Here is a 19,522-nt window from a genome sequence, read left to right on the forward strand (position 1 = left end):
CGTGTGACCCAGACAACGGAGGGTGCAAAGATGGGCGCGACACATCCGGCGGAAGGACGCGCGTGGGCACGGCCGACTTCGACGTACTCGTCCTGGGGGGCGGGTCCGGTGGCTATGCCTGCGCACTCCGGGCGGCCCAACTGGGCCTGAGCGTCGGCCTGGTTGAGAGGGCGAAGGTGGGCGGCACCTGCCTGCACGCCGGCTGCATTCCGACCAAGGCGCTGCTGCACGCCGCTGAGATCGCCGATGCTGCCCGGGACGCCGACCGGTTCGGGATCCGGGCCACGCTCGACGGCGTGGACATGGCTGGCGTGCACGCCTACAAGGATCGGGTGGTGCAGCGTCTCTTCAAGGGCCTCACCGGCCTGATCGAGGGACGCGGCATCACCGTGATCGAAGGCGATGGCGCCCTCACCGGTCCACGTGAGGTGACCGTCGACTCGACCGTGTACTCCGGCACGCACCTGGTGCTGGCCACCGGGTCGCATGCGTCGGTGCCACCGGGGATCACCATCGACGGCGACCGGGTGTTGACCTCGGATGAGGCGCTGGTGCTGGATCGGCTGCCCGACTCGGTGGTGGTGCTCGGCGGTGGCGTGATCGGCTGCGAGTTCGCCAGTGTGTGGCGCTCGTTCGGCGCCGAGGTGACCATCGTCGAGGCGCTGCCCCGACTCCTGGCCGCCGAGGACGAAGCCTCGTCGAAGGCGCTCCAGCGGGCGTTCCGCAAACGCGGCATCACCGTCCGCACGGACGTCTCCGTCGTCGACGCCAAGGTGGTCGACGCGGGCGTCACCGTCACTCTCAGTGACGAGAGCACTCTGACGGCCGAGGTCCTGCTGGTGGCGGTCGGGCGCCGCCCGTCCAGTGGAGGTCTGGACTCCCACGGAGTGCGCGTGGACGACCGTGGTTTCGTGATCACCGATGAACACGGTCGCACCGCAGTGGAGAACGTGTACGCCGTGGGCGACCTGGTCGCCGGGTTGCAGTTGGCGCATCGCGGCTTCGCCCAGGGCATTGCGGTGGCCGAACTGATCGCCGGGCTCTCGCCCGCCCCGGTGGTCGATGATCTGATCCCGCGAGTCACCTACTGCGAGCCGGAGGTGGCCTCCGTCGGCCTGGACGCCGACACCGCCCGCGCTCGTCACGGCGACGTCGAGGAACTCAGCTATGACCTGGCCGGCAACGGCCGCAGCCAGATCCTGGCCACCCAGGGGTTCATCAAGGTGGTCCGGGTCGTCGAGGGTCCCGTGGTCGGCATCCACATGGTCGGCTCCCGGGTCGGCGAACTGATCGGCGAGGCGCAGTTGATCGTGGGCTGGGAGGCCCACCCCGATGACGTGGCCCCGCTGGTGCACGGGCACCCCACTCAGAACGAAGCACTCGGCGAGGCCCACCTGGCCCTGGCCGGAAAACCATTGCACGTCCACACCTGATCAACGAGGAAGCGAGCTTTCATGGCCACCGAAGTCAACCTGCCGGCACTTGGCGAATCCGTCACCGAGGGCACGGTCACCCGCTGGCTGAAGTCGATCGGTGACACCGTCGCCGTCGACGAGCCGCTGCTGGAGGTCTCCACCGACAAGGTCGACACCGAGATCCCCTCCCCGGTGGCCGGCACCCTGCTCGAGATCCGAGCCGCTGAGGATGACACCGTCGAGGTAGGGGCGGTGCTGGCGTTGATCGGCGACTCGAGTGAGGTCTCCGGCAATGGCGGCGGGTCTTCCGCACCGAGTGGCCAGGCCGAGCCGGAGCCCGAGCCCGAGCCGGAGCCCGAGCCCGAGCCGGAGCCCGAGCCGGAGGCTGCCGATGAGCCCGCCGCTGCTTCCGCCCCGCCGGCCCAGTCCGGATCGGCCCAGTCCGGATCGAGTACGCCGGTCACGTTGCCGGCCCTGGGGGAATCGGTGACCGAGGGCACCGTCACCCGCTGGCTGAAGTCGGTCGGTGACAGCGTCGCCGTCGACGAGCCGCTGCTGGAGGTCTCCACCGACAAGGTCGACACCGAGATCCCCTCCCCGGTGGCCGGCACCCTGCTCGAGATCCGGGTGTCCGAGGACGAGACGGTCGAGGTCGGCGCCGAGTTGGCGATCATCGGCGACGCATCCGCCGCGCCGGCGCCCTCCGAGCCCGAGCCCGAGCCCGAGCCCGAGCCCAAGGCCGAACCCAAGGCAGAGCCCAAGGCCGAGCCGGAGGCTGAACCGGCGCCCACCCCGCAGACCGTGGCCTCCGAGGCACCTGCCGCCAAGGAGCCGTCAGCACCGTCCGCGCCGACCCACGCCGCGGGCAGCACCGACCCCGATGCCGGGGGCTACGTGACCCCGCTGGTGCGCAAGCTCGCGACCAAGCACGGCGTCGATCTGGCCGCCGTGACCGGCACCGGTGTCGGTGGCCGGATCCGCAAGCAGGACGTGCTCGACGCCGCCGCAGCCAAGCAGGCCGCTGCCCCGGCACCTTCCGCACCGGCCGCACCGGCGGCTGCCGCCGCGCCGGCACCGGCGACTCCCTCGCCGCTGCGGGGACGGACCGAGCCGCTGTCGAGGTTGCGCAAGGTGATCGCGGCCCGGATGGTGGAGTCGCTGCAGACCAGCGCGCAGCTGACCACGGTGGTCGAGGTCGACGTCACCCGGATCGCCCGGCTGCGCGACTCGGTCAAGGCCGACTTCGCGGCTCGCGAGGGCGTCAAGCTCTCGTTCATGCCGTTCTTCGCGAAGGCCTCGATCGACGCCCTGAAGGCGCACCCGTCGCTGAACGCCACCCTGGACACCGAGAAGGGCGAGGTCACCTACTTCGACCGGGAGAACGTGGCCATCGCGGTGGACACCGAGAAGGGCCTGCTCACCCCGGTGATCAAGGACGCCGGCGATCTGTCGATCAGCGGCCTGGCCCGCAAGATCGCCGACGTGGCGGAGCGGACCCGGAGCAACAAGATCGGTCCCGACGAACTGTCCGGTGGCACGTTCACGCTGACCAACACCGGCAGCCGCGGCGCCCTCTTCGACACTCCGATCATCAACCAGCCCCAGGTGGCCATCCTCGGCACCGGCTCGGTGGTGAAGCGTCCGGTGGTCATCGACGACGCGGCGCTGGGCGAGACGATCGCCGTACGGCACATGGTCTTCCTGGCGCTGACCTACGACCACCGCCTGGTCGACGGCGCCGACGCGGCGCGCTTCCTCTCCGACGTGAAGGAGCGCCTCGAAGCCGGTCAGTTCGAGGTCTGAGCAGGCCGGGCGCCGTCATGAGGATCGTGGTCGCTGGATCGTCCGGGTTCCTCGGCGGCGCCCTGGTGCCGTACCTGCACGAACGGGGTCACGAGGTCGTCCGGTTGGTACGTCGGCCGGCGGTGGGGTCCGGGGAGTCGTCCTGGGACCCCTACGCCGGTCGCATCGACCAGGAGGTCGTCGACACCGCCGACGTGGTGGTGAACCTGGCCGGCTCGCCCACCGTCGGCAACCCGCACTCGCGTCGCTGGGCGGAGCGACTGCGTGAGTCCCGGGTGACCACCACCGCGCTGCTGGCCAGCAGCATCGCGGCGGCGGCGAGACCACCGGCCTTCCTGGCCGGCAACGGGATCTCCTACTACGGCGACCACGGCGACGAGGTGCTCACCGAAGCGTCGACCCCGGTCGGTGACGCGCTGCTGACCCGGGTCACCCGGGAGTGGCAGGATGCAACCGAGCCGGCCGCCGCGGCCGGCAGCCGGGTCTGCATCCTGCGCACCTCGCCGGTGCTCGACCGGTCCAATCCCCCACTGAGCCTGCAGCTCCCGATGTTCCGGGCCGGGCTCGGCGCCAGGATCGGGGACGGCAGCCAATGGTTCCCGGTGATCTCGCGGCCGGACTGGGTGGCTGCGGTGACCTGGCTGGCCGAGCACTCCGACATCTCCGGGCCGGTGAACCTGTGCTGCCCGCAGGTGCCCACCAATGCCGAGTTCACCGACGCGCTGGCCGACGCCGTGGGTCGGCGGGCACGGCTGCGGGTACCCACCGGTCTGGTCAGGCTGGGCGCCGGCGCGATGGCGCCCGAGGTCCTCGGCTCGTTGCGGACCCGCCCGGCGGCGATCGAAGCGTCCGGTTTCAGCTTCGCCGACTACGACGTCCGCGACGTGCTGCGCACGGCGCTGAACTGAACCGGGGATACGCTGATCACGTGAGCACCTGCGACTTCCGGATCGTCGGCCTGGGCACCGACGCCATCGACTACTTGGCCGCCTGGGACCTGCAGCGCGACGTCCATGCCGCCGTGGTCGCCGGGTCCAGCCCGGACACGGTGCTGCTGCTGGAGCACCCCCCGGTGTTCACCTGCGGCAAACGCACCGAGGCCCACGAGAAGCCGCTCGACGCCGGCGGTGCGGCGGTGATCGATGTGGACCGGGGCGGCAAGATCACCTTCCACGGGCCGGGCCAGTTGGTCGGCTACCCGATCGTCCGGCTCCCCGACCACGTCAAGGTGGTCGACTACGTACGCCGGGTCGAGGAGGCGCTGATCGCCGTCTGCGCCGACTTCGACGTGACCACGGCCCGGGTGCCCGGCCGCAGCGGTGTCTGGCTGCCCGAGGACGCCCGCGGCCCGGAGCGCAAGATCGGTGCGATCGGGATCCGGGTCAGTCGTGGGGTCACCATGCACGGGTTCGCTCTCAACTGTGACGTGGACATGGCCTGGTACGACCGGTTCGTGCCCTGTGGCATCTCCGATGCCGGAGTCACCACGCTGAGCCGTGAGGTCGGCAGACAGGTCACCACCAGCGAGGTGCTCGACTCCGTGCAGCGGCACCTGACCAGGCTGCTGTCGTGGTCGTCGTACGACGCCACCCCGGACCTGCTCCCGAAGCCCGAGCCCGGCCTGCGGGTACCGATCGTGTCCGTGCGGGCATGACCGCACCTGCCGCGCCCTACGCCCTGGTCCGGCCGCCGGCCGCCTCCCTCGCCGACGGCATCGTCACGTTCCTGGAACGGCAACCGATCGACGTCGCCCTGGCGGGTGCGCAGTGGGCGGGCTACGTGGCGGCTCTCGAGTCCGCCGGCTGGCCGACCGTTGTCGTCGAACCCGACGACACGCTGCCGGACTCGGTCTTCGTCGAGGACACGGTGGTGATGTTCGGGGACCTGGCGGTGCTGACGAACCCGGCGAAGCCGACCCGCAACCCCGAGGTGACAGCCACCGCGCGCACGGTGCGGGAACTCGGCATCGAGACGGTCGCGATCACCGAAGGCACTCTGGACGGCGGCGACATCCTCAAGGTCGGCGACCGGGTGTACGCCGGGTTGACCGGCACCACGAACGCTGCGGCCGTCGACCAACTGCGCGACCTCCTGGCGCCACGTGGGTGGACGGTGACGGCGGTGCCGGTGACCAAGGCGCTGCACTTGAAGAGCGCGGTCACCGCGCTTCCGGACGGAACCGTGATCGGGTACGGCCCCGTCGTCGACGACCCGAGCCCCTTCGAGGACTATCTGGAGGTTCCCGAGGAGCCCGGCGCGCACGTGGTGGTGCTCGATGAGGGCACCGTGCTGATGAGTTCGCGGGCTCCACGCACTGCGGAGATGTTCCGGCTGCGCGGCCTGAAGGTGGTCTCAGTGGACATCTCCGAGTTCGAGAAGCTCGAGGGCTGCGTCACCTGTCTCAGTGTCCGAGTGCGGCAGTAGTCCGGCCCGGTCTCCGCGTCCGGTGACCTGACCGCTGCCGGCGACCGGCCCCGGCGTACCCTGAAGGGCGTGACTGGTGCCCCCTCCCCCGACGGTCGGAAGATGCTGCGCCTGGAGGTCCGCAACGCGGAGACCCCCATCGAGCGGAAGCCCGAGTGGATCAAGACCCGGGCCCGGATGGGTCCGGCGTACAAGGAACTCCAGTCGCTGGTGAAGTCCGAGGGACTGCACACGGTCTGCCAGGAGGCGGGCTGCCCGAACATCTTCGAGTGCTGGGAGGATCGCGAGGCGACCTTCCTGATCGGCGGCGACCAGTGCACCCGGCGCTGCGACTTCTGCCAGATCGACACCGGCAAGCCCGAGCCGCTGGATCGCGACGAGCCGCGTCGGGTCGCCGAGTCGGTGCGCACGATGGGCCTGAAGTACGCCACCATCACCGGTGTTGCGCGCGACGACCTGCCCGACGGCGGCGCCTGGTTGTACGCCGAGACGGTGCGGGTGATCCACGAACTCAACCCCGAGACCGGGGTGGAGAACCTGATCCCGGACTTCAATGCGGTGCCCGAGCTGCTGGCCGAGGTCTTCGAGTCCCGTCCGGAGGTGCTCGCCCACAATGTGGAGACGGTGCCGAGGATCTTCAAGCGGATCCGGCCGGCGTTCCGCTACGAGCGGTCGCTCGGGGTGTTGACCGCCGCCCGGCAGTTCGGCCTGGTGACCAAGTCGAACCTGATCCTGGGCATGGGCGAGACCCGCGAGGAGGTCTCCCAGGCGCTGCGCGACCTGCATGAGGCGGGTTGCGAACTGATCACCATCACCCAGTACCTGCGCCCGACGCTGCGGCACCACCCGGTGGAACGCTGGGTCAAGCCCGAGGAGTTCGTGGAACTCGCTGCCGAGGCTGAGGAGATCGGCTTCGCCGGGGTGATGTCCGGCCCGCTGGTCCGATCGTCCTACCGTGCCGGTCGCTTGTACCGCCAGGCGATCGAGGCCAGGGCCGGTGCCCCGACCGGCTGAGGAGGTCCCACCAGTCATGAGGGATAATTGCCCTCCCCCGTCCCAGCTCGATTGAGGCCCCCCGTATGTCGACTCCCACGCCCGAGAAGCAGAGCCGTCGCGCGCAGTTCGCGCAGACCTACCGGATGGCGAAGCGTTCCGATCCACGGATCGGCTTGATCTGCCTGGGCTGGTTCCTGCTGTTCGCCGGCATCGGTTTCGGCGTCTTCTGGTTCCTGCCCGGCAGCGGCTGGCTGAGCTGGACGTTCAGCGGCATCGGCGCGTTCTTCACCGGCCTGCTGGCCGCGGTGATGGTCTTCGGACGGCGCGCCCAACGTGCGGCGTACAACCAGATGGACGGCCAACTCGGCGCCGGTGCGGCGGCGTTGAACATGCTGCGGCGGGGCTGGAAGACCTACCCGATGGTCGCGTTCACCAAGCAGCAGGACATGGTGCACCGGGTGGTCGGCCCGCCGGGGATCGTGCTGGTCGGCGAAGGTAGCAGCGGCCGGCTCAAGCAGCTGATGACCACCGAGCGCAAGAACCACGAACGGGTGATGTACGACGTCCCCCTCACCGAGATCGTGATCGGCAAGGGTGAGGGGCAGGTGCCGCTGTCCAAGCTGGTGCGGCACGTCCAGAAGATGAAGCGTCAGGTCAAGCCGGCAGAGATGACCGACATCGTGAACCGGATCAAGGCACTGGACGCGGCTCGCCCCAAGGTGCCGATGCCCAAGGGTCCGGTGCCGACCAGCATGAAGGGGATGCGGCAGGCGATGCGTGGGCAGGGCGGCCGCGGCCGCTGACCCTCAGCGGGCGGCGCGCAGGTCGGCCAGGGTGACCGTCGCCGATCCGGCGGCCATGTCGTGCAGACCGCGGCCGTCGGGACGGAAGACCAGCGGCGGGATCACCAGGCAGACGAGCACCGACCGCAGCAGCGCCCGGAACGGGTCCACCCCGAGGGCGCCGTTGTCGTGCCGCACCACCCGGAGCCGGGTCATGAGCTTGCCGAAGGAGCCCCCGACCAGGCCGGTGAGGATCGTCGACTCGGCGGCGAAGACGAGCAGCACGTAGAGGCCGGCGTACGCGTCCTGGCTCCAGCCGGCCGGGCCCATCGCCAGCATCACCACCAGGGTGCATGCCATCCAGTCAACGAAGAGGGCGAGCACTCGGCGCGCCCACGAAGCCGTCTCGATCACCGCGTCACCCTACCCGTCGGGATCGGGGGCGCCGCCCGCTGCCCAACCTGTGTCAGGGGGTTGCCAGCACGGTCTTCCGTTCTGTTACATGGCTGAAACAAACCAGTCATGGGGTGGAAACTGCCTGTCCATACCGTGCAGTCAACCTCCGGTGCAGTGACGCCCGGAACGGACCATCCGCATAAGTAGGTCATGACCACGGCACGGTCAGACCAAGGAGGACGAATGTTCGCAAACAGCGACGAGCTGCTGAAGTACGTCAGGGACGAAGGCGTCGAGATGGTCGACGTCCGGTTCTGTGACCTGCCCGGCATCATGCAGCACTTCACGGTCCCGGTCTCGTCGTTCGACGAGTCCGTGTTCGAGACCGGCCTCGCCTTCGACGGTTCCTCCATCCGGGGCTTCCAGGCGATCAACGAGTCCGACATGGCGCTCTTCCCGGACGTGACCACGGCCTACCTCGACCCGTTCCGGGTGGCCAAGACCCTGGTCATCAACTTCTTCATCCACGACCCGATCACCGGTGAGGCCTACTCGCGCGACCCGCGCAACATCGCCCGCAAGGCGATGGCCCACCTCACCTCGACCGGCATCGCGGACACTGCGTTCTTCGCCCCCGAGGCCGAGTTCTACATCTTCGACTCGGTGCGCTACAACACCGCGGCGAACGAGGGCTTCTACCACATCGACTCCGTCGAAGGCTGGTGGAACTCGGGCGCCGAGGGCGACAACCTGGGCTACAAGACCCGCTTCAAGGGCGGCTACTTCCCGGTCGCGCCGTACGACCACTACAGCGACCTGCGCGACGAGATGGTGAAGCGTCTCGAGGAGTCCGGCCTGCTGGTCGAGCGCGCCCACCACGAGGTCGGCACCGCGGGTCAGGCCGAGATCAACTACCGGTTCGACACGCTGCTCAAGGCTGCCGACGACGTGATGAAGTTCAAGTACATCATCAAGAACACGGCCTGGCACAACAACAAGTCGGTCACCTTCATGCCGAAGCCGATCTTCGGTGACAACGGCTCCGGCATGCACGTGCACCAGTCGCTGTGGAGCAACGGCGAGCCGCTGTTCTACGACGAGACCGGGTACGCCGGCCTCTCCGACATGGCCCGCTGGTACATCGGCGGCATCCTGAAGCACGCTCCGGCAGTGCTGGCGTTCACCAACCCGTCGGTGAACTCCTACCACCGTCTGGTGCCGGGCTTCGAGGCGCCGATCTCGCTGGTGTACTCGTCGCGGAACCGCTCCGCGTCGGTGCGGATCCCGATCACCGGCTCGAACCCGAAGGCCAAGCGCGTCGAGACTCGGTTCCCCGACCCGTCGGCGAACCCCTACCTCGCGTTCTCGGCCCTGATGCTGGCCGGCCTCGACGGTGTCAAGAACAAGATCGAGCCGGCCGAGCCGATCGACAAGGACATCTACGAGCTCCCGCCGGACGAGATGGCCGAGATCGCCCAGGTGCCCACCTCCCTCAACGCGGTGCTGGACGCGCTCGAGGCTGACCACGACTTCCTCACCGAGGGCAACGTGTTCACCCCCGACCTGATCGAGACCTGGATCGACTACAAGCGCGAGCACGAGATCGCGCCCGTGCAGCTGCGGCCGCACCCGCACGAGTTCGAGCTCTACTACGACATCTGATCTGTCGCTGGTCGAGTAGCCCGAGCCGCCAGGCGAGGGCGTATCGAGGCCACACGATGGACCCCATCTCCACCGGCGGTTTCAAGGGGTCGTCGCAACACCGCTGAAGTTTTCTAGGCGGGTAGTAGATCACGCAAGACGCTCGGCTGGGGTTCCCCAGCCGAGCGTCTTGCGTGGTCGGCCGTTGAGTTCCTGGGCGACGTGCTCGAGGTCCTCGGGACGGTGGGCCGATAGGTCGGTGCCCTTGGGGAGGTACTGGCGCAACAGGCCGTTGGTGTTCTCGTTGGTGCCGCGCTGCCAAGGACTGGCCGGGTCACAGAAGTACACGGCCATCACGGCGCCGCGGACCTGTCCTACCGGACGCTCGCAGCTGCGGTAGGGGTCTCTCATGTGACCCTGCGTCATCACTTCGGAGCCAAAGAGGAACTGCTGGCCGAAGTCTTCGACCTCATCCGCGCTCGAGAGCCGATCCCCGACGATCTGTCCCCAGGCACTGACGGGTCGCCTTGATCGAACGCCTGTGGGAGAGGTGGACCAACGAAGAAGGACTGCGATACTTCCGGCTCCTGTTTGAGATCTACGGGCAGGCCTTGAGGGAACCCGACCGATTCCGACGCCTGCTGGACGGAGTCGTCAGGGATTGGATCGGCCTGATCGGCCGTCTGGCGGCCGACGCCGGAGGCCCGCCTGACCGAACAGCCGCGTTCGCCACGCTTCTCCTCGCACAGCTCCGTGGACTGCAGCTCGACCTGCTCGCGACCGGCGACAATGCGCGTGTGGGGCAGGCCCACTCGATCCATGGGTGTCAGTCAGCCAGTCAGTACTACGGCGTCTAGCGCTGGGCATAGGAGAACAGGCCGAACTCTTTCTCCCTCGGTTGTTGAAGGTGGCGACTGACCCGCGATAACTCTCGCGGCGTCGGCCACCTCTTCTCGTTGGGGCGGAGCCGGGGTGCCGGTCTTCAGCGGCTGAGTAGTCGCAGGGAAGTCTGGACCGCACGATCGACTCGCCCCCGATCGCCGGTGACGAGGAGATCGAGTTGCAGGCCGCGGAACTGCGCCAGGACGAGGGTGGCGACCGGTTCGGCGTCCTGGCGCGTCCAGCCTTCGCGCACGAGGCGCTCGGCGATGAGCTCGATCCAATCGAGCACGAGGGATTCGGAGAGTTCTGAGACGGACTGGCCGCCTGCAGGGCGCCGGCCGATCAGCTCGAAGAGAAGGACGAACTGACGCTGTTCCTTCGGCTCGCAGAGCAGTTGCCACAGGCTGGTGACGAGCTCCGCGGTCGATTCGGCTGACGCAAGCTCAGGGTCGCTGCTCATCCGGGCAGCGAGGTCGGTGCGGATATGGTCGAGAACCGCGGTGAGCAACTCCTCCTTGGAGGAGAAGTGACGGAGCAGGGTGGCGTGCGAGACCCCGACTCCCTCAGCCACGGCTCGTAGCGTCAGGCTCGCGATGCCATGCTCCAGAAGGAACTCGGTGACCCTGCTGAGGAGCTCCGGGCGGCGGTGCTGGTACCGCAGGCTCCGGCCGTCCCGCCGACCGTCTGTACTCATCGCGATCTCTCCGCCTCCGGCATTAGGGGCTGGCCAATACCCAGAAGTAGGCGTACCGCATGGTACGTCAACCATTTGGTACGCCTAGTCTGCCACAGCTCGTCATCCGGCCACGCCAGCGCGTACACACTGTCCCGAGGAGACTGCCACATGCCGCGAAAGAACCGCGCCAATACGATCCCCTTCGTAGCGCGCTACCTCGCCAGCAAGGTCCGCCCGGGCGGCAGGCCCGCGCCACTGATGGATGTCGGGCTCTTCACCGGTGTCCCCCAGCACGACAACTTCGCCCGCGTCCGCGATCTCGCTCCCACCCGGAAGATGCCTGCAGCCACCAGACCCTTCACCTGGCCGGTAGGTCCGGCAATCGAACTTCCGGCGACGTACCTGTTCCGGGGAGAGGAGCGCTCCACCGAGCAGTTCCTTGTGGACACCGACACCGCGGCACTGCTGGTCCTCGTCGACGGCACGATCCGCTCTGAGCGCTATCTGCTCTCTGGTGGCCCGAAGGTGAACTGGCTGTCGATGTCGGTGGCGAAGAGCTTCGTGTCCTGCCTGGTCGGGATCGCCGTGGAGGAAGGCAAGATCCGGAACGTCGATGACCCGATCAGCGACTACGTCCCCGTCGAACCCGGATCGGCCTACCACGGGGTCCCGATCAAGACCGTGCTGCAGATGTCCTCGGGCGCCCGGTGGAACGAGGACTACAACGATCCTGGATCCGACGTCCACCAGATCTCCCGCGCCATGCTGGGCCTGGGAGGCGGTCTCGACGGGTTCGTCGCGCGGATGGTGAGGGAGAGCGCACCGGAGACCGTGTGCCGCTACAACTCCGGGGAGACCCAGGTGCTCGGTGCCCTCATCGCGCGCGCCACCGGCCAGAACGTGTCTGACTACATGCACGAGAAGCTCGTGGAGCCGCTGGGCTTCGAGTCGCCCGGCTTCTGGATCACCGACATGCGCGGCGTCGAGATGTCCTACGCCGGCCTGAACCTCACCGCACGCGACTTCGCCAAGCTGGGAGAGCTCTACCGCAACCACGGCGTCTGGCAGGGCCAGCGCATCGTCTCCGACGACTGGGTGCGCGCCTCGACCACCGTCGACGACCCGATCCGCGAGCCCGGGCGCCCGATCGTCGGCGACCACGAGATCGATCTGGGTTACGGCTACCAGTGGTGGATCCCGGCGGGCGACCGGGGCGACTACAGCGCCATCGGCATCCTGAACCAGCTCGTCTATGTCGATCCCACCACCCGCACCACCATCGTCAAGCTCTCGGCGAACCGGCTGTACGGCACCTCCACCGAGGAGGCGACCAACCGTGACGTCGAGAACGTCGACTTCCTGCGCGCCATCGCCCAGCACGCCAGCAGCCGAGCCAGCGCCCAGGAGCGGTGACCGCCGCATCCGCGTTCGGCTGCGCCGCATCGGCGGCATTCGAACTCGTCTCGGCCGCGAGTGATGCACCGAAGGGATCCTCCGCAGCCGATACCGAACGGCCTAGAGAGTGGTCGCTTCCTAGATCAATGGAGTCAGTCAGTACCACGACACCTGACCTGTCGCTGGTCGAGTAGTCCGAGCCCCCAGGCGCGGGCGCAACGAGACCACGATGGCCCCGGGGTCTTCCCCCGGGCCATCGGCGTTTCGAGGACAAGCTCGCAGCGATCAGTCCTGCTGTCGCACGACCGAGATGGCCTCCAACAAGTGCCCGCGCCACATCGAACTCGTCCCGGGTGTCATCCCTGTCCACCCCGGCTCGACTTGTGGTCGCCGAAGGGCTCATCGCGTTCACGCACGGCCTCCCGGAACCCGACGGTGGCCGACCGCAGCGCGAAGCCGTAGCCCTCGCGGGTGTGGCGGGAGATCCCGTCGAAGACGGTGCTGATCATCGCGGAGTTGGCGACCCCCTGGTTGTTGAGGGCTGAGTTCAACGCCAGCTTGGCCATCATCAGCTGGTTCACGGGCATCCGGGCGATCCGGGCGAGGAACGCCTCGGTCCGCTCGTCCAGGTCCGCAGCCGGCCACGACTCCACCGCGAGGCCCCACTCCTCGGCCTGCTTGCCAGTGATGCAGTCGCCGGTGAACAGCATCCGCTTGGCACGCTGATCCCCGATGCGGTGCGCCCACATGCCGGCCGCCGGGATCCCCCACACGCGGGTGGGTGGGTAGCCGATCCGGGTGTCGTCGGCGCAGATGATCTGGTCGGCGTACAGCGCGATGTCGGTGCCGCCAGCCACCGCGAAGCCGTGCAGTTTGGCCACAGTCGGCTTGTTGGCGTGCATGAGTGAGGCGAAGCCCTTGTTGAACCGGCTCATCTGGGCGTAGTCGATCATCGGGTCCCAGATCGCCCCCGGGTTGTGGTTGGCCATGCCGACCGCAGGGTCGAGGACGGTGCCGGCGGTCTCGTCGGGCCCCCCGATCCCCTTGAAGCCCTTCTCTGCGAACGCGTCAAGGTCGTACCCGCCGCAGAACCCCTTGCCCCGGCCCGACACCACGATCACGTGCACGCGCGGGTCCAGATCGGCCCGCTCCACCGCCGCTGCCAGATCGGCCGGGGTCTGGGGCGTGATCGAGTTGCCCTGCTCAGACCGGTTGAAGGTGATCCGGGCGATCCGACCGTCACGCTCATAGGTGAGCGTCTGATAGGTCCGCTCGACGTTCGGAGCGGGTCGGCCGCGCCAGGGCGAGTCGGGACCCTCGGTCCAGTTCTCGTACCAGGAGGCGGGCCGGGTTCCGGCGTGGTCGTCTGGCTGTGTCATGTCCAGTCCTATCGTGTCGGGTCCCTGGATTCTGCTCCTCCGCCATGATGGGGCCATGTCCCTCACCGCTGCACCGCCGACCTCCCTGCCCCGCACCCTGGCCCGCTGGCTCCTGGGCAGCGTGCTCGTCCTGACCGGCGTCGCCCACCTGACCTTCGCCCGGGAGGAGTTCCAGGCTCAAGTACCCGACTGGTTCCCCGGCGATGCGGACTGGGTGGTGCTGATCTCCGGAGCGGTCGAGATCGGTCTCGGGGCGGCCCTGATCGCGTGGGCTCGCGGCCGGGTCACCGTCGGTTTCGTCGTCGCGGCGTTCTTCGTGGCGATCTTCCCGGGCAATATCAACCAGTACGTCGAGGGCATCGACGCGTTCGGCCTCGACACCGACGGCAAGCGACTGACCCGGTTGTTCTTCCAGCCCGTGCTGATCGTCTGGGCGCTCTGGTCGACGGGGGCGTGGCGGGACCGCCCGCGCCGGTGACACCTGAGGCGCCCCTCTTGGAGTCGCTTCCGCACCAGCCACGACGGCCCTCCCAGGTGTGGGCTGGGTCACAAACGCTCGCGCTCCTCTAAGATACCGCTACACACTGTCGCACATACTGCGGTCGGCGGTCGACGCGCTCAGAGGAGGGGACATGCTGGCTTACGAACGGCTCGGATCCGGCGAACCGTTGGTCCTGGTGCACGGCATCGGTCATCGGCGACACGCGTGGTACCCGGTGCTGGATCGGCTCGCCGAGCAGCGTGAGGTGTTCCTGATCGACCTGCCCGGCCACGGCGAGTCCCCCGGGCTCATCGCGGACGGACGCCCGGTCAAGGAACTGCTCACCGAGGCGCTGGTGACCTGCTTCGACGAGTTGGGGCTCGACCGTCCACACATCGCCGGCAACTCCCTGGGCGGCCGGATCGCCCTGGAGGCTGCCGCGGACGGTCTGGTCAGCAGCGCGACCGCCCTCTCGCCTGCGGGCTTCTGGTGCAACAGCCTCGACTTCGCCTACGTTCGCGCACTCTTCGCCGGAGTCCTCACCGGCGCCTCACTGGCCGGCCGTGCCGCCCCGCCACTCCTGCACACGTCGGCCGCCCGCCGGGTGCTGCTGGCGCCGTTCATGACCCGCGGCCACCACCTCGACGCGGCGCGCGCGCTGGGTGATCTGCACGGGATGGTGGCCGCACGCCCGGCGCTGGCGACGATCATCGACGGCGGCTTCCCGTTCGACAGCGACATCCCCGCCGATATCCCGGTCACCATCGCCTGGGGCACCCACGACCTCGTGCTCCTGCCCTATCAGGCCCTGCGGGCCCGCCGGCAACTGCCGAACGCCGCACACAGTTGGCTGCGCGGCTGCGGTCACGTGCCGATGTCCGACGACGCCGAACGGGTCGCCGACATCCTGTTGCGCGGCTCGAGTTCCGGCACGGCCACCACCGTCTCGACCAGCGTCGCCTGATCCACACCCACCACGAAGGAGTGGCCGTGCACAGCAGCAACCACGTCGACGTACTCATCATCGGCGCCGGACTCTCCGGGATCGGCGCCGCCTGCCACCTGACCAGGGACGCACCGCAGCACTCGTTCCTAGTGCTGGAGCGGCGCGCCCGCATCGGCGGCACCTGGGACCTCTTCCGCTACCCGGGCGTGCGGTCGGACTCGGACATGTACACGCTGGGCTACAAGTTCCGCCCCTGGCGCGGCACCAAGGTGCTCGCCGACGGGCCCAGCATCCGCGCCTACATCCAGGACACCGCGGACGAGTACGGCGTGACCGAGAGGATCCGCTTCCAGCGCAAGGTGGTCTCCGCCAGTTGGTGCACCGACGACGGGCTGTGGACCGTCGAGGTCGCCGACGAGGTCACCGGCGACGCCGAGACCTACACCAGCCGGTTCCTGATCGGTTCCACCGGCTACTACAACTACGACGCCGGCTATCGGCCGGACTTCGAAGGTGAGGAGCGGTTCGCCGGGCAGGTCGTGCACCCTCAGCAATGGCCCGAAGACCTTGAGTACGCCGGCAAGCGCGTGGTCGTGATCGGCAGCGGTGCCACAGCGATCACGCTGGTGCCGGAGATGGCCAAGACGGCAGCGCACGTGACAATGCTGCAACGGTCCCCCACCTATGTGCTCGCGGTGCCGGAGACCGATCCGGTCGCCGCCGTGCTGACGAGGTTCCGCGTCCCCGCTCCGGTCACCTACAAGCTCGGTCGGGTCCGCAACATCGCCCTGCAGCGCGGCGTCTACGACCTGTCCCGTCACCGCCCGGCGCTCGCCCGGGCGATGATGCTCAAGGCTGCCGGTCTGCAGTTGGGACCGAAGGTCGACCTCTCGCACTTCACTCCGACGTACGACCCGTGGGACGAGCGACTCTGCGTCGTGCCGAACGGCGACCTCTTCCGCTCCCTGCGCAAGGGTTCGGCATCGGTGGTGACCGACCACATCGAGACCTTCACCGAGGGCGGCATCAGGCTCCGGTCGGGCGAAGAGATCCCGGCCGACATCGTCGTCACCGCGACCGGGCTCGAGGTGCAACTGGTCGGAGGTGTCCGCGTCGAGGTCGATGGCAGACCGGTCGAGACCCGCGACCGGGTGATCTACAAGGGCGTGATGATCGACGGGGTGCCCAACGCGATGGTCATCCTCGGCTACACGAACGCCTCCTGGACGCTCAAGGCCGACCTCGCCTCGGAGTACTTCTGCCGGCTGCTCAACCACATGGACCGCAAGGGGCACACCCGGGTGGTGGCGCAGGCTGGCCCGCAGGACCGGTCCACCGAGTCCGCGATGGGCAGTGCCCTCCAGTCGGGGTACATCAAGCGCGCCGACGGCGTGATGCCCCGCCAGGGCACCCGCAAGCCGTGGAAGGTCCTCGACAACTACTACCGCGACGCCATCGCCCTGCGCCACGGCGCCGTCGCGGACGCCACGCTCCAGTTCTCCGATCAACCGGTCGCGGCGTCACCACAGGTACGACGACGGGCTGAGCAGGCCGGCTGAGCAGGCTCAGCGCCGGCGTCCAGGATCCCGGGTCCACCGATCGGACTATCGGCCATCCTGGTGGGTACTGCCCAGGCAGTGTTGCCCACTCCAGGGCACTCCCGAGACCACGGAGGCTCCGATGCAGACCCTGCTCATGGCCTGGGGCGTCAGCCTGGTGGCCACTGGATGGTTGCTGCCCCTGGGCGTCATCCGGGTGCTCGCCTACCGTTCCGGCGAAGTCACCAGACCGAGCGGGATGGGAGCGCTGGCCGGGGTCACCCTGGCGCTCGGCATTCTCGCCGCGGCTACGTTCCTCATCCTCACCGTCCTGCTGGTCATTGCGGGCGAGCGTCCCTGATCCCCAGCGCATCCGTCACTCCGTATGCGGAAGATCGACCCGGTCCAGCACCAGGGCCGCAGGCGACCCGGATTGAGCCACCAACCGGAGCACGGAGCCGGAGCGCCGACTGCGCCCGACGATGTCGAAGATCGCCTGGACTCCGGGACTGGCCAGCAGGGTCACCCCGGTCAGGTCGACCACCGCATCGGAGGTCCCTGCCCTGGTCGTGTCCCACAGCGCCTCCTGGAACGCTTCCACGGACAGGGCGTCGATGGGTCCCTCGGCCCTCAACCGCCCCTGAGTGGCCTCACAATGCAAAGCCTCGTCCCCGGTCGGTTCCGCCCGGCCCTCCGGGATGGCCACAGACTCCAGGAACGGCACCGGTCGGCCCAACTCCCGACGAACCTCCACGACCGTCCCCCGGTCGGTACGCCGGATCCGGAGGTCGTCGGTCAGACCGGCCGCCATCACCAGGCCGCGTCCGCCCGCGCGTTCGGCACGCCAGCGGCCACGGTCGGTGACGGTGACCACTGCCACGCCGGCATCGTCGAGGACGCCGGCGAGCTGGAAGACTCCGTCGGCCGGTACGCCGTACGCGTGCTCGATCACGTTGGCGATCAGTTCGTGGACAGCATGTCCGAGGCTGACCCGATCGGCCAGCCCAGCCCCCAGGCCGTCCAACCACGTTCCCAGGCGGCCCCGGGCGACCACGGCGTGCCGGGGCGTCGCCGGCAGCGTCAGCGTCAGCGGCGTCGGGGGCCGGATGCGTCTCATCAGCAGCAGCACCGCGTCGTCCTGCAGTCCCGGCGCGGGGGCCGCGGCGAGGATCTCGGCGCACATCTCCTCATCGCGCAGAGCCGGGGAGCCGGTCACGCTCACCATTGTTGACCGGGCGTGCGCCACCGCGCGCTTGAGATCCTCGGTGCGTACGGAGCCGCCGAGGATCCCGTCGGTGACCAGTAGCAGGGACTCCCCCACGCCCAGGTGGGTGCGTCCGGTGCGTACCTCGGATCCGGCCCCCAGGGGCCGGCCATGTGAGTCCCCCAGCGTTCGTGGGGGGTCCGCTGCCCCCCACACCAGTGGCGCGGGGTGTCCGGCAGCGACGTACTCGACCGCGCCGTCGCGCCGGTCCATCACCACCGCACACAGCGTGGTGGTGGCCGCTTCGGGGACCTGGCGGGCCAGGCGGTGCAGGGTCGTCACTGCTTCGGCCAGACCGATCCCGGCGCCGAGTCGCTCCCGGAGGACGCTGCGCACGGCGCCGGCGACCAGCGAAGCCGCCGCCCCGTGCCCGACGACGTCGACGACCATCAGCCCGACCCTGCCACCGGGGAGACCGAACGCATCGAGGGTGTCGCCACGATCGGCGGGCTGGGTCTCGGTCAACAGATAGCGGCCAGCCAGGCTCACCCCCGGGAGGACCGGCAGCACGCCGGGCACCTGGAGGTCGGCGGCAGTGTCGGACATGACCCTCCCGTTGACCCGTCGACTCCGACCCCTCGGACAAGGGACCGTTCATTCAGGTACCCGAGGTGACGACCGGTACACGTGCCTAGGGTCGGCGCTGCTCCGACCCATCCACCTCACCGAGGGTTCGACGCAGGTCGCGCAGCACTCGGCCGAGCAGTCTGGACACCTGGGTCTGGGTGACACCGAACTCGTCCGCGATCTCCTGCTGGGTCATTCCGTCACGGAACCGGAGCCTCAGCAGTTTCCGGTCACGTACCTTGAGCCGACGCAGCACCGGGCGCAGCATCACCCGCGCCTCGGCGGCTTCCTGGCCACGGGCCGAGTCCGGGTCGGCGATGAGGTCCCCGAGAGCGGTCGTGCCCTGCTCGCCAACTGGGCTGTCGAGCGACGTCGGCGTGAAGCAGCCCTCGGCGCGCAGTGCCTCGGAGACGTCATCTTCGGGGACGTCGAGGGCCTCGGCGATGTCGGCGTCGGTCGGGTTGCCCCGGTCCTTGGCCCGCAACTGCTCCCGCTTCTCCACCACCAGCGACTGCAACTCCTGGACCCGCCGCGGTGGGCGGACCGTCCAGCCGTGGTCGCGGAAGTAGCGCCGCAGCTCCCCGCGGATGCTGGGCACGGCGTAGGCCAGGAAGTCTCGCTGACGCGACACATCGAACTGCTGGGCGCTGCGGACCAGCGCGGCGTTGGCCACCTGCTCCAGATCCTCGACGGGGACGTCACGCCGGCGATAGCGCGATGCAATGCTCCGCGCCACGGAGATGTTGAGCACGATGACCTGGTTGATCAGGCTCGCTCGCTGGTCGGGGTCCTCGGCCCGGTCCGCCTGGCGCAACAGGCCAGCAGTGAGCCGCCGGCGTCGGTCGCGGCTGACGCCGCTGTGCGGATCGAACGAGTTGTCCCGTGCCATGACGTACTCCCGGGTGGAGGCGAGTGGCTGCATCATCGGGGTCGGTTG

At 68.9% G+C, this 19,522-nt stretch carries 20 protein-coding genes and 1 pseudogene; 15 read left to right on the top strand and 6 right to left on the bottom strand.

What is annotated here, in order from left to right; all coding sequences use genetic code 11:
- The first annotated feature begins 62 nt into the window (after window positions 1-62).
- The 7 genes from lpdA to JKG67_RS02870 all read left to right on the top strand — a co-directional run bounded on the left by lpdA (window position 63) and on the right by JKG67_RS02870 (window position 7,441).
- Window positions 63-1,433, top strand: a complete 1,371-nt coding sequence (gene lpdA, locus JKG67_RS02840; RefSeq protein ID WP_203335714.1) for a dihydrolipoyl dehydrogenase — start codon at window positions 63-65, stop codon at window positions 1,431-1,433.
- Between the two features lie 21 nt (window positions 1,434-1,454).
- Window positions 1,455-3,218: a 2-oxoglutarate dehydrogenase, E2 component, dihydrolipoamide succinyltransferase gene (gene sucB / locus JKG67_RS02845; RefSeq protein ID WP_203335715.1), complete on the top strand. Its 1,764-nt coding sequence runs from the start codon at window positions 1,455-1,457 to the stop codon at window positions 3,216-3,218.
- 17 nt (window positions 3,219-3,235) lie between these two features.
- Entirely contained in the window at window positions 3,236-4,126 is an 891-nt protein-coding gene (locus JKG67_RS02850) for a TIGR01777 family oxidoreductase (RefSeq protein ID WP_203335716.1), read from the top strand.
- Between the two features lie 20 nt (window positions 4,127-4,146).
- Window positions 4,147-4,872 (top strand): lipoyl(octanoyl) transferase LipB, encoded by a 726-nt coding sequence (gene lipB, locus JKG67_RS02855; RefSeq protein WP_203335717.1) that lies wholly within the window; start codon window positions 4,147-4,149, stop codon window positions 4,870-4,872.
- On the top strand, window positions 4,869-5,642 hold the full coding sequence (gene ddaH / locus JKG67_RS02860; protein WP_203335718.1) for a dimethylargininase: 774 nt from the start codon (window positions 4,869-4,871) through the stop codon (window positions 5,640-5,642). Before lipB ends, ddaH begins: the two co-directional genes overlap by 4 nt.
- 102 nt (window positions 5,643-5,744) lie before the next feature.
- Window positions 5,745-6,656 carry a lipoyl synthase gene (gene lipA, locus JKG67_RS02865; RefSeq protein WP_203335942.1) on the top strand — a complete coding sequence of 304 codons (912 nt, stop codon included), beginning with the start codon at window positions 5,745-5,747 and terminating at the stop codon, window positions 6,654-6,656.
- A 65-nt stretch (window positions 6,657-6,721) separates the two neighbouring features.
- On the top strand, window positions 6,722-7,441 hold the full coding sequence (locus JKG67_RS02870; protein ID WP_203335719.1) for a DUF4191 domain-containing protein: 720 nt from the start codon (window positions 6,722-6,724) through the stop codon (window positions 7,439-7,441).
- Between the two features lie 3 nt (window positions 7,442-7,444).
- Here the strand turns inward: JKG67_RS02870 and JKG67_RS02875 are convergent, their stop codons facing one another.
- Entirely contained in the window at window positions 7,445-7,834 is a 390-nt protein-coding gene (locus JKG67_RS02875; protein WP_307816402.1) for an RDD family protein, read from the bottom strand.
- Between the two features lie 225 nt (window positions 7,835-8,059).
- Here JKG67_RS02875 and glnA point away from each other — a divergent pair, with 225 nt between their 5' ends.
- Entirely contained in the window at window positions 8,060-9,478 is a 1,419-nt protein-coding gene (gene glnA, locus JKG67_RS02880) for a type I glutamate--ammonia ligase (RefSeq protein WP_203335720.1), read from the top strand.
- A 129-nt stretch (window positions 9,479-9,607) separates the two neighbouring features.
- Here the strand turns inward: glnA and JKG67_RS02885 are convergent.
- Window positions 9,608-9,805, bottom strand: a pseudogene (locus tag JKG67_RS02885) (IS30 family transposase); the annotation flags it as partial.
- Between the two features lie 21 nt (window positions 9,806-9,826).
- On the opposite strand from JKG67_RS02885, the gene JKG67_RS19160 reads away from it, so the two are divergent.
- Together JKG67_RS19160 and JKG67_RS02895 are read left to right on the top strand one after the other, a co-directional pair.
- Entirely contained in the window at window positions 9,827-9,988 is a 162-nt protein-coding gene (locus JKG67_RS19160) for a TetR/AcrR family transcriptional regulator (protein ID WP_372442035.1), read from the top strand.
- Window positions 9,985-10,314 carry a hypothetical protein gene (locus JKG67_RS02895; RefSeq protein WP_203335721.1) on the top strand — a complete coding sequence of 110 codons (330 nt, stop codon included), beginning with the start codon at window positions 9,985-9,987 and terminating at the stop codon, window positions 10,312-10,314. The genes JKG67_RS19160 and JKG67_RS02895 overlap by 4 nt, the downstream gene beginning before the upstream one ends.
- A 125-nt stretch (window positions 10,315-10,439) precedes the next feature.
- On the opposite strand, the gene JKG67_RS02900 is transcribed toward JKG67_RS02895, so the two are convergent.
- A complete protein-coding gene (locus JKG67_RS02900) occupies window positions 10,440-11,033 on the bottom strand; it encodes a TetR/AcrR family transcriptional regulator (protein WP_203335722.1) in 594 nt (197 codons plus the stop codon).
- Window positions 11,034-11,183: 150 nt separating this feature from the next.
- Between JKG67_RS02900 and JKG67_RS02905 the strand changes: the two genes are divergently transcribed.
- Window positions 11,184-12,428 carry a serine hydrolase domain-containing protein gene (locus tag JKG67_RS02905; RefSeq protein WP_203335723.1) on the top strand — a complete coding sequence of 415 codons (1,245 nt, stop codon included), beginning with the start codon at window positions 11,184-11,186 and terminating at the stop codon, window positions 12,426-12,428.
- Window positions 12,429-12,766: 338 nt separating this feature from the next.
- Here the strand turns inward: JKG67_RS02905 and JKG67_RS02910 are convergent, their stop codons facing one another.
- Window positions 12,767-13,789, bottom strand: coding sequence for a crotonase/enoyl-CoA hydratase family protein (locus JKG67_RS02910; protein ID WP_203335724.1), 1,023 nt, complete (start codon window positions 13,787-13,789; stop codon window positions 12,767-12,769).
- A 55-nt stretch (window positions 13,790-13,844) separates the two neighbouring features.
- On the opposite strand from JKG67_RS02910, the gene JKG67_RS02915 reads away from it, so the two are divergent.
- From JKG67_RS02915 to JKG67_RS02930, 4 genes are all read left to right on the top strand, one after another.
- A complete protein-coding gene (locus JKG67_RS02915; protein ID WP_203335725.1) occupies window positions 13,845-14,267 on the top strand; it encodes a DoxX family protein in 423 nt (140 codons plus the stop codon).
- A 154-nt stretch (window positions 14,268-14,421) separates the two neighbouring features.
- Complete coding sequence (locus JKG67_RS02920; protein WP_203335726.1) at window positions 14,422-15,234, top strand: alpha/beta fold hydrolase; 813 nt, start codon at window positions 14,422-14,424, stop codon at window positions 15,232-15,234.
- Between the two features lie 26 nt (window positions 15,235-15,260).
- A complete protein-coding gene (locus JKG67_RS02925) occupies window positions 15,261-16,775 on the top strand; it encodes a flavin-containing monooxygenase (protein ID WP_203335727.1) in 1,515 nt (504 codons plus the stop codon).
- Window positions 16,776-16,896: 121 nt separating this feature from the next.
- Window positions 16,897-17,115 carry a hypothetical protein gene (locus JKG67_RS02930; RefSeq protein WP_203335728.1) on the top strand — a complete coding sequence of 73 codons (219 nt, stop codon included), beginning with the start codon at window positions 16,897-16,899 and terminating at the stop codon, window positions 17,113-17,115.
- Between the two features lie 15 nt (window positions 17,116-17,130).
- Here the strand turns inward: JKG67_RS02930 and JKG67_RS02935 are convergent, their stop codons facing one another.
- Both JKG67_RS02935 and JKG67_RS02940 read right to left on the bottom strand, forming a co-directional pair.
- Complete coding sequence (locus JKG67_RS02935) at window positions 17,131-18,564, bottom strand: SpoIIE family protein phosphatase (protein WP_203335729.1); 1,434 nt, start codon at window positions 18,562-18,564, stop codon at window positions 17,131-17,133.
- A gap of 85 nt (window positions 18,565-18,649) precedes the next feature.
- Window positions 18,650-19,474 (bottom strand): sigma-70 family RNA polymerase sigma factor, encoded by an 825-nt coding sequence (locus JKG67_RS02940; protein ID WP_203335730.1) that lies wholly within the window; start codon window positions 19,472-19,474, stop codon window positions 18,650-18,652.
- Window positions 19,475-19,522 lie beyond the last annotated feature (48 nt).

Origin of the sequence: Nocardioides limicola (assembly GCF_016827675.1) — a bacterium.
GTDB lineage: Bacteria > Actinomycetota > Actinomycetes > Propionibacteriales > Nocardioidaceae > Nocardioides > Nocardioides limicola.

Coding starts and splice junctions, on each gene's coding strand:
- sucB (WP_203335715.1), top strand. CDS start 1,455: ATGGCCACCGAAGTCAACCTGCCGGCACTTGGCGAATCCGTCACCGAG.
- JKG67_RS02850 (WP_203335716.1), top strand. CDS start 3,236: ATGAGGATCGTGGTCGCTGGATCGTCCGGGTTCCTCGGCGGCGCCCTG.
- ddaH (WP_203335718.1), top strand. CDS start 4,869: ATGACCGCACCTGCCGCGCCCTACGCCCTGGTCCGGCCGCCGGCCGCC.
- lipA (WP_203335942.1), top strand. CDS start 5,745: ATGCTGCGCCTGGAGGTCCGCAACGCGGAGACCCCCATCGAGCGGAAG.
- JKG67_RS02870 (WP_203335719.1), top strand. CDS start 6,722: ATGTCGACTCCCACGCCCGAGAAGCAGAGCCGTCGCGCGCAGTTCGCG.
- glnA (WP_203335720.1), top strand. CDS start 8,060: ATGTTCGCAAACAGCGACGAGCTGCTGAAGTACGTCAGGGACGAAGGC.
- JKG67_RS02900 (WP_203335722.1), bottom strand. CDS start 11,033: ATGAGTACAGACGGTCGGCGGGACGGCCGGAGCCTGCGGTACCAGCAC.
- JKG67_RS02905 (WP_203335723.1), top strand. CDS start 11,184: ATGCCGCGAAAGAACCGCGCCAATACGATCCCCTTCGTAGCGCGCTAC.
- JKG67_RS02910 (WP_203335724.1), bottom strand. CDS start 13,789: ATGACACAGCCAGACGACCACGCCGGAACCCGGCCCGCCTCCTGGTAC.
- JKG67_RS02915 (WP_203335725.1), top strand. CDS start 13,845: ATGTCCCTCACCGCTGCACCGCCGACCTCCCTGCCCCGCACCCTGGCC.
- JKG67_RS02920 (WP_203335726.1), top strand. CDS start 14,422: ATGCTGGCTTACGAACGGCTCGGATCCGGCGAACCGTTGGTCCTGGTG.
- JKG67_RS02930 (WP_203335728.1), top strand. CDS start 16,897: ATGCAGACCCTGCTCATGGCCTGGGGCGTCAGCCTGGTGGCCACTGGA.
- JKG67_RS02935 (WP_203335729.1), bottom strand. CDS start 18,564: ATGTCCGACACTGCCGCCGACCTCCAGGTGCCCGGCGTGCTGCCGGTC.
- JKG67_RS02940 (WP_203335730.1), bottom strand. CDS start 19,474: ATGGCACGGGACAACTCGTTCGATCCGCACAGCGGCGTCAGCCGCGAC.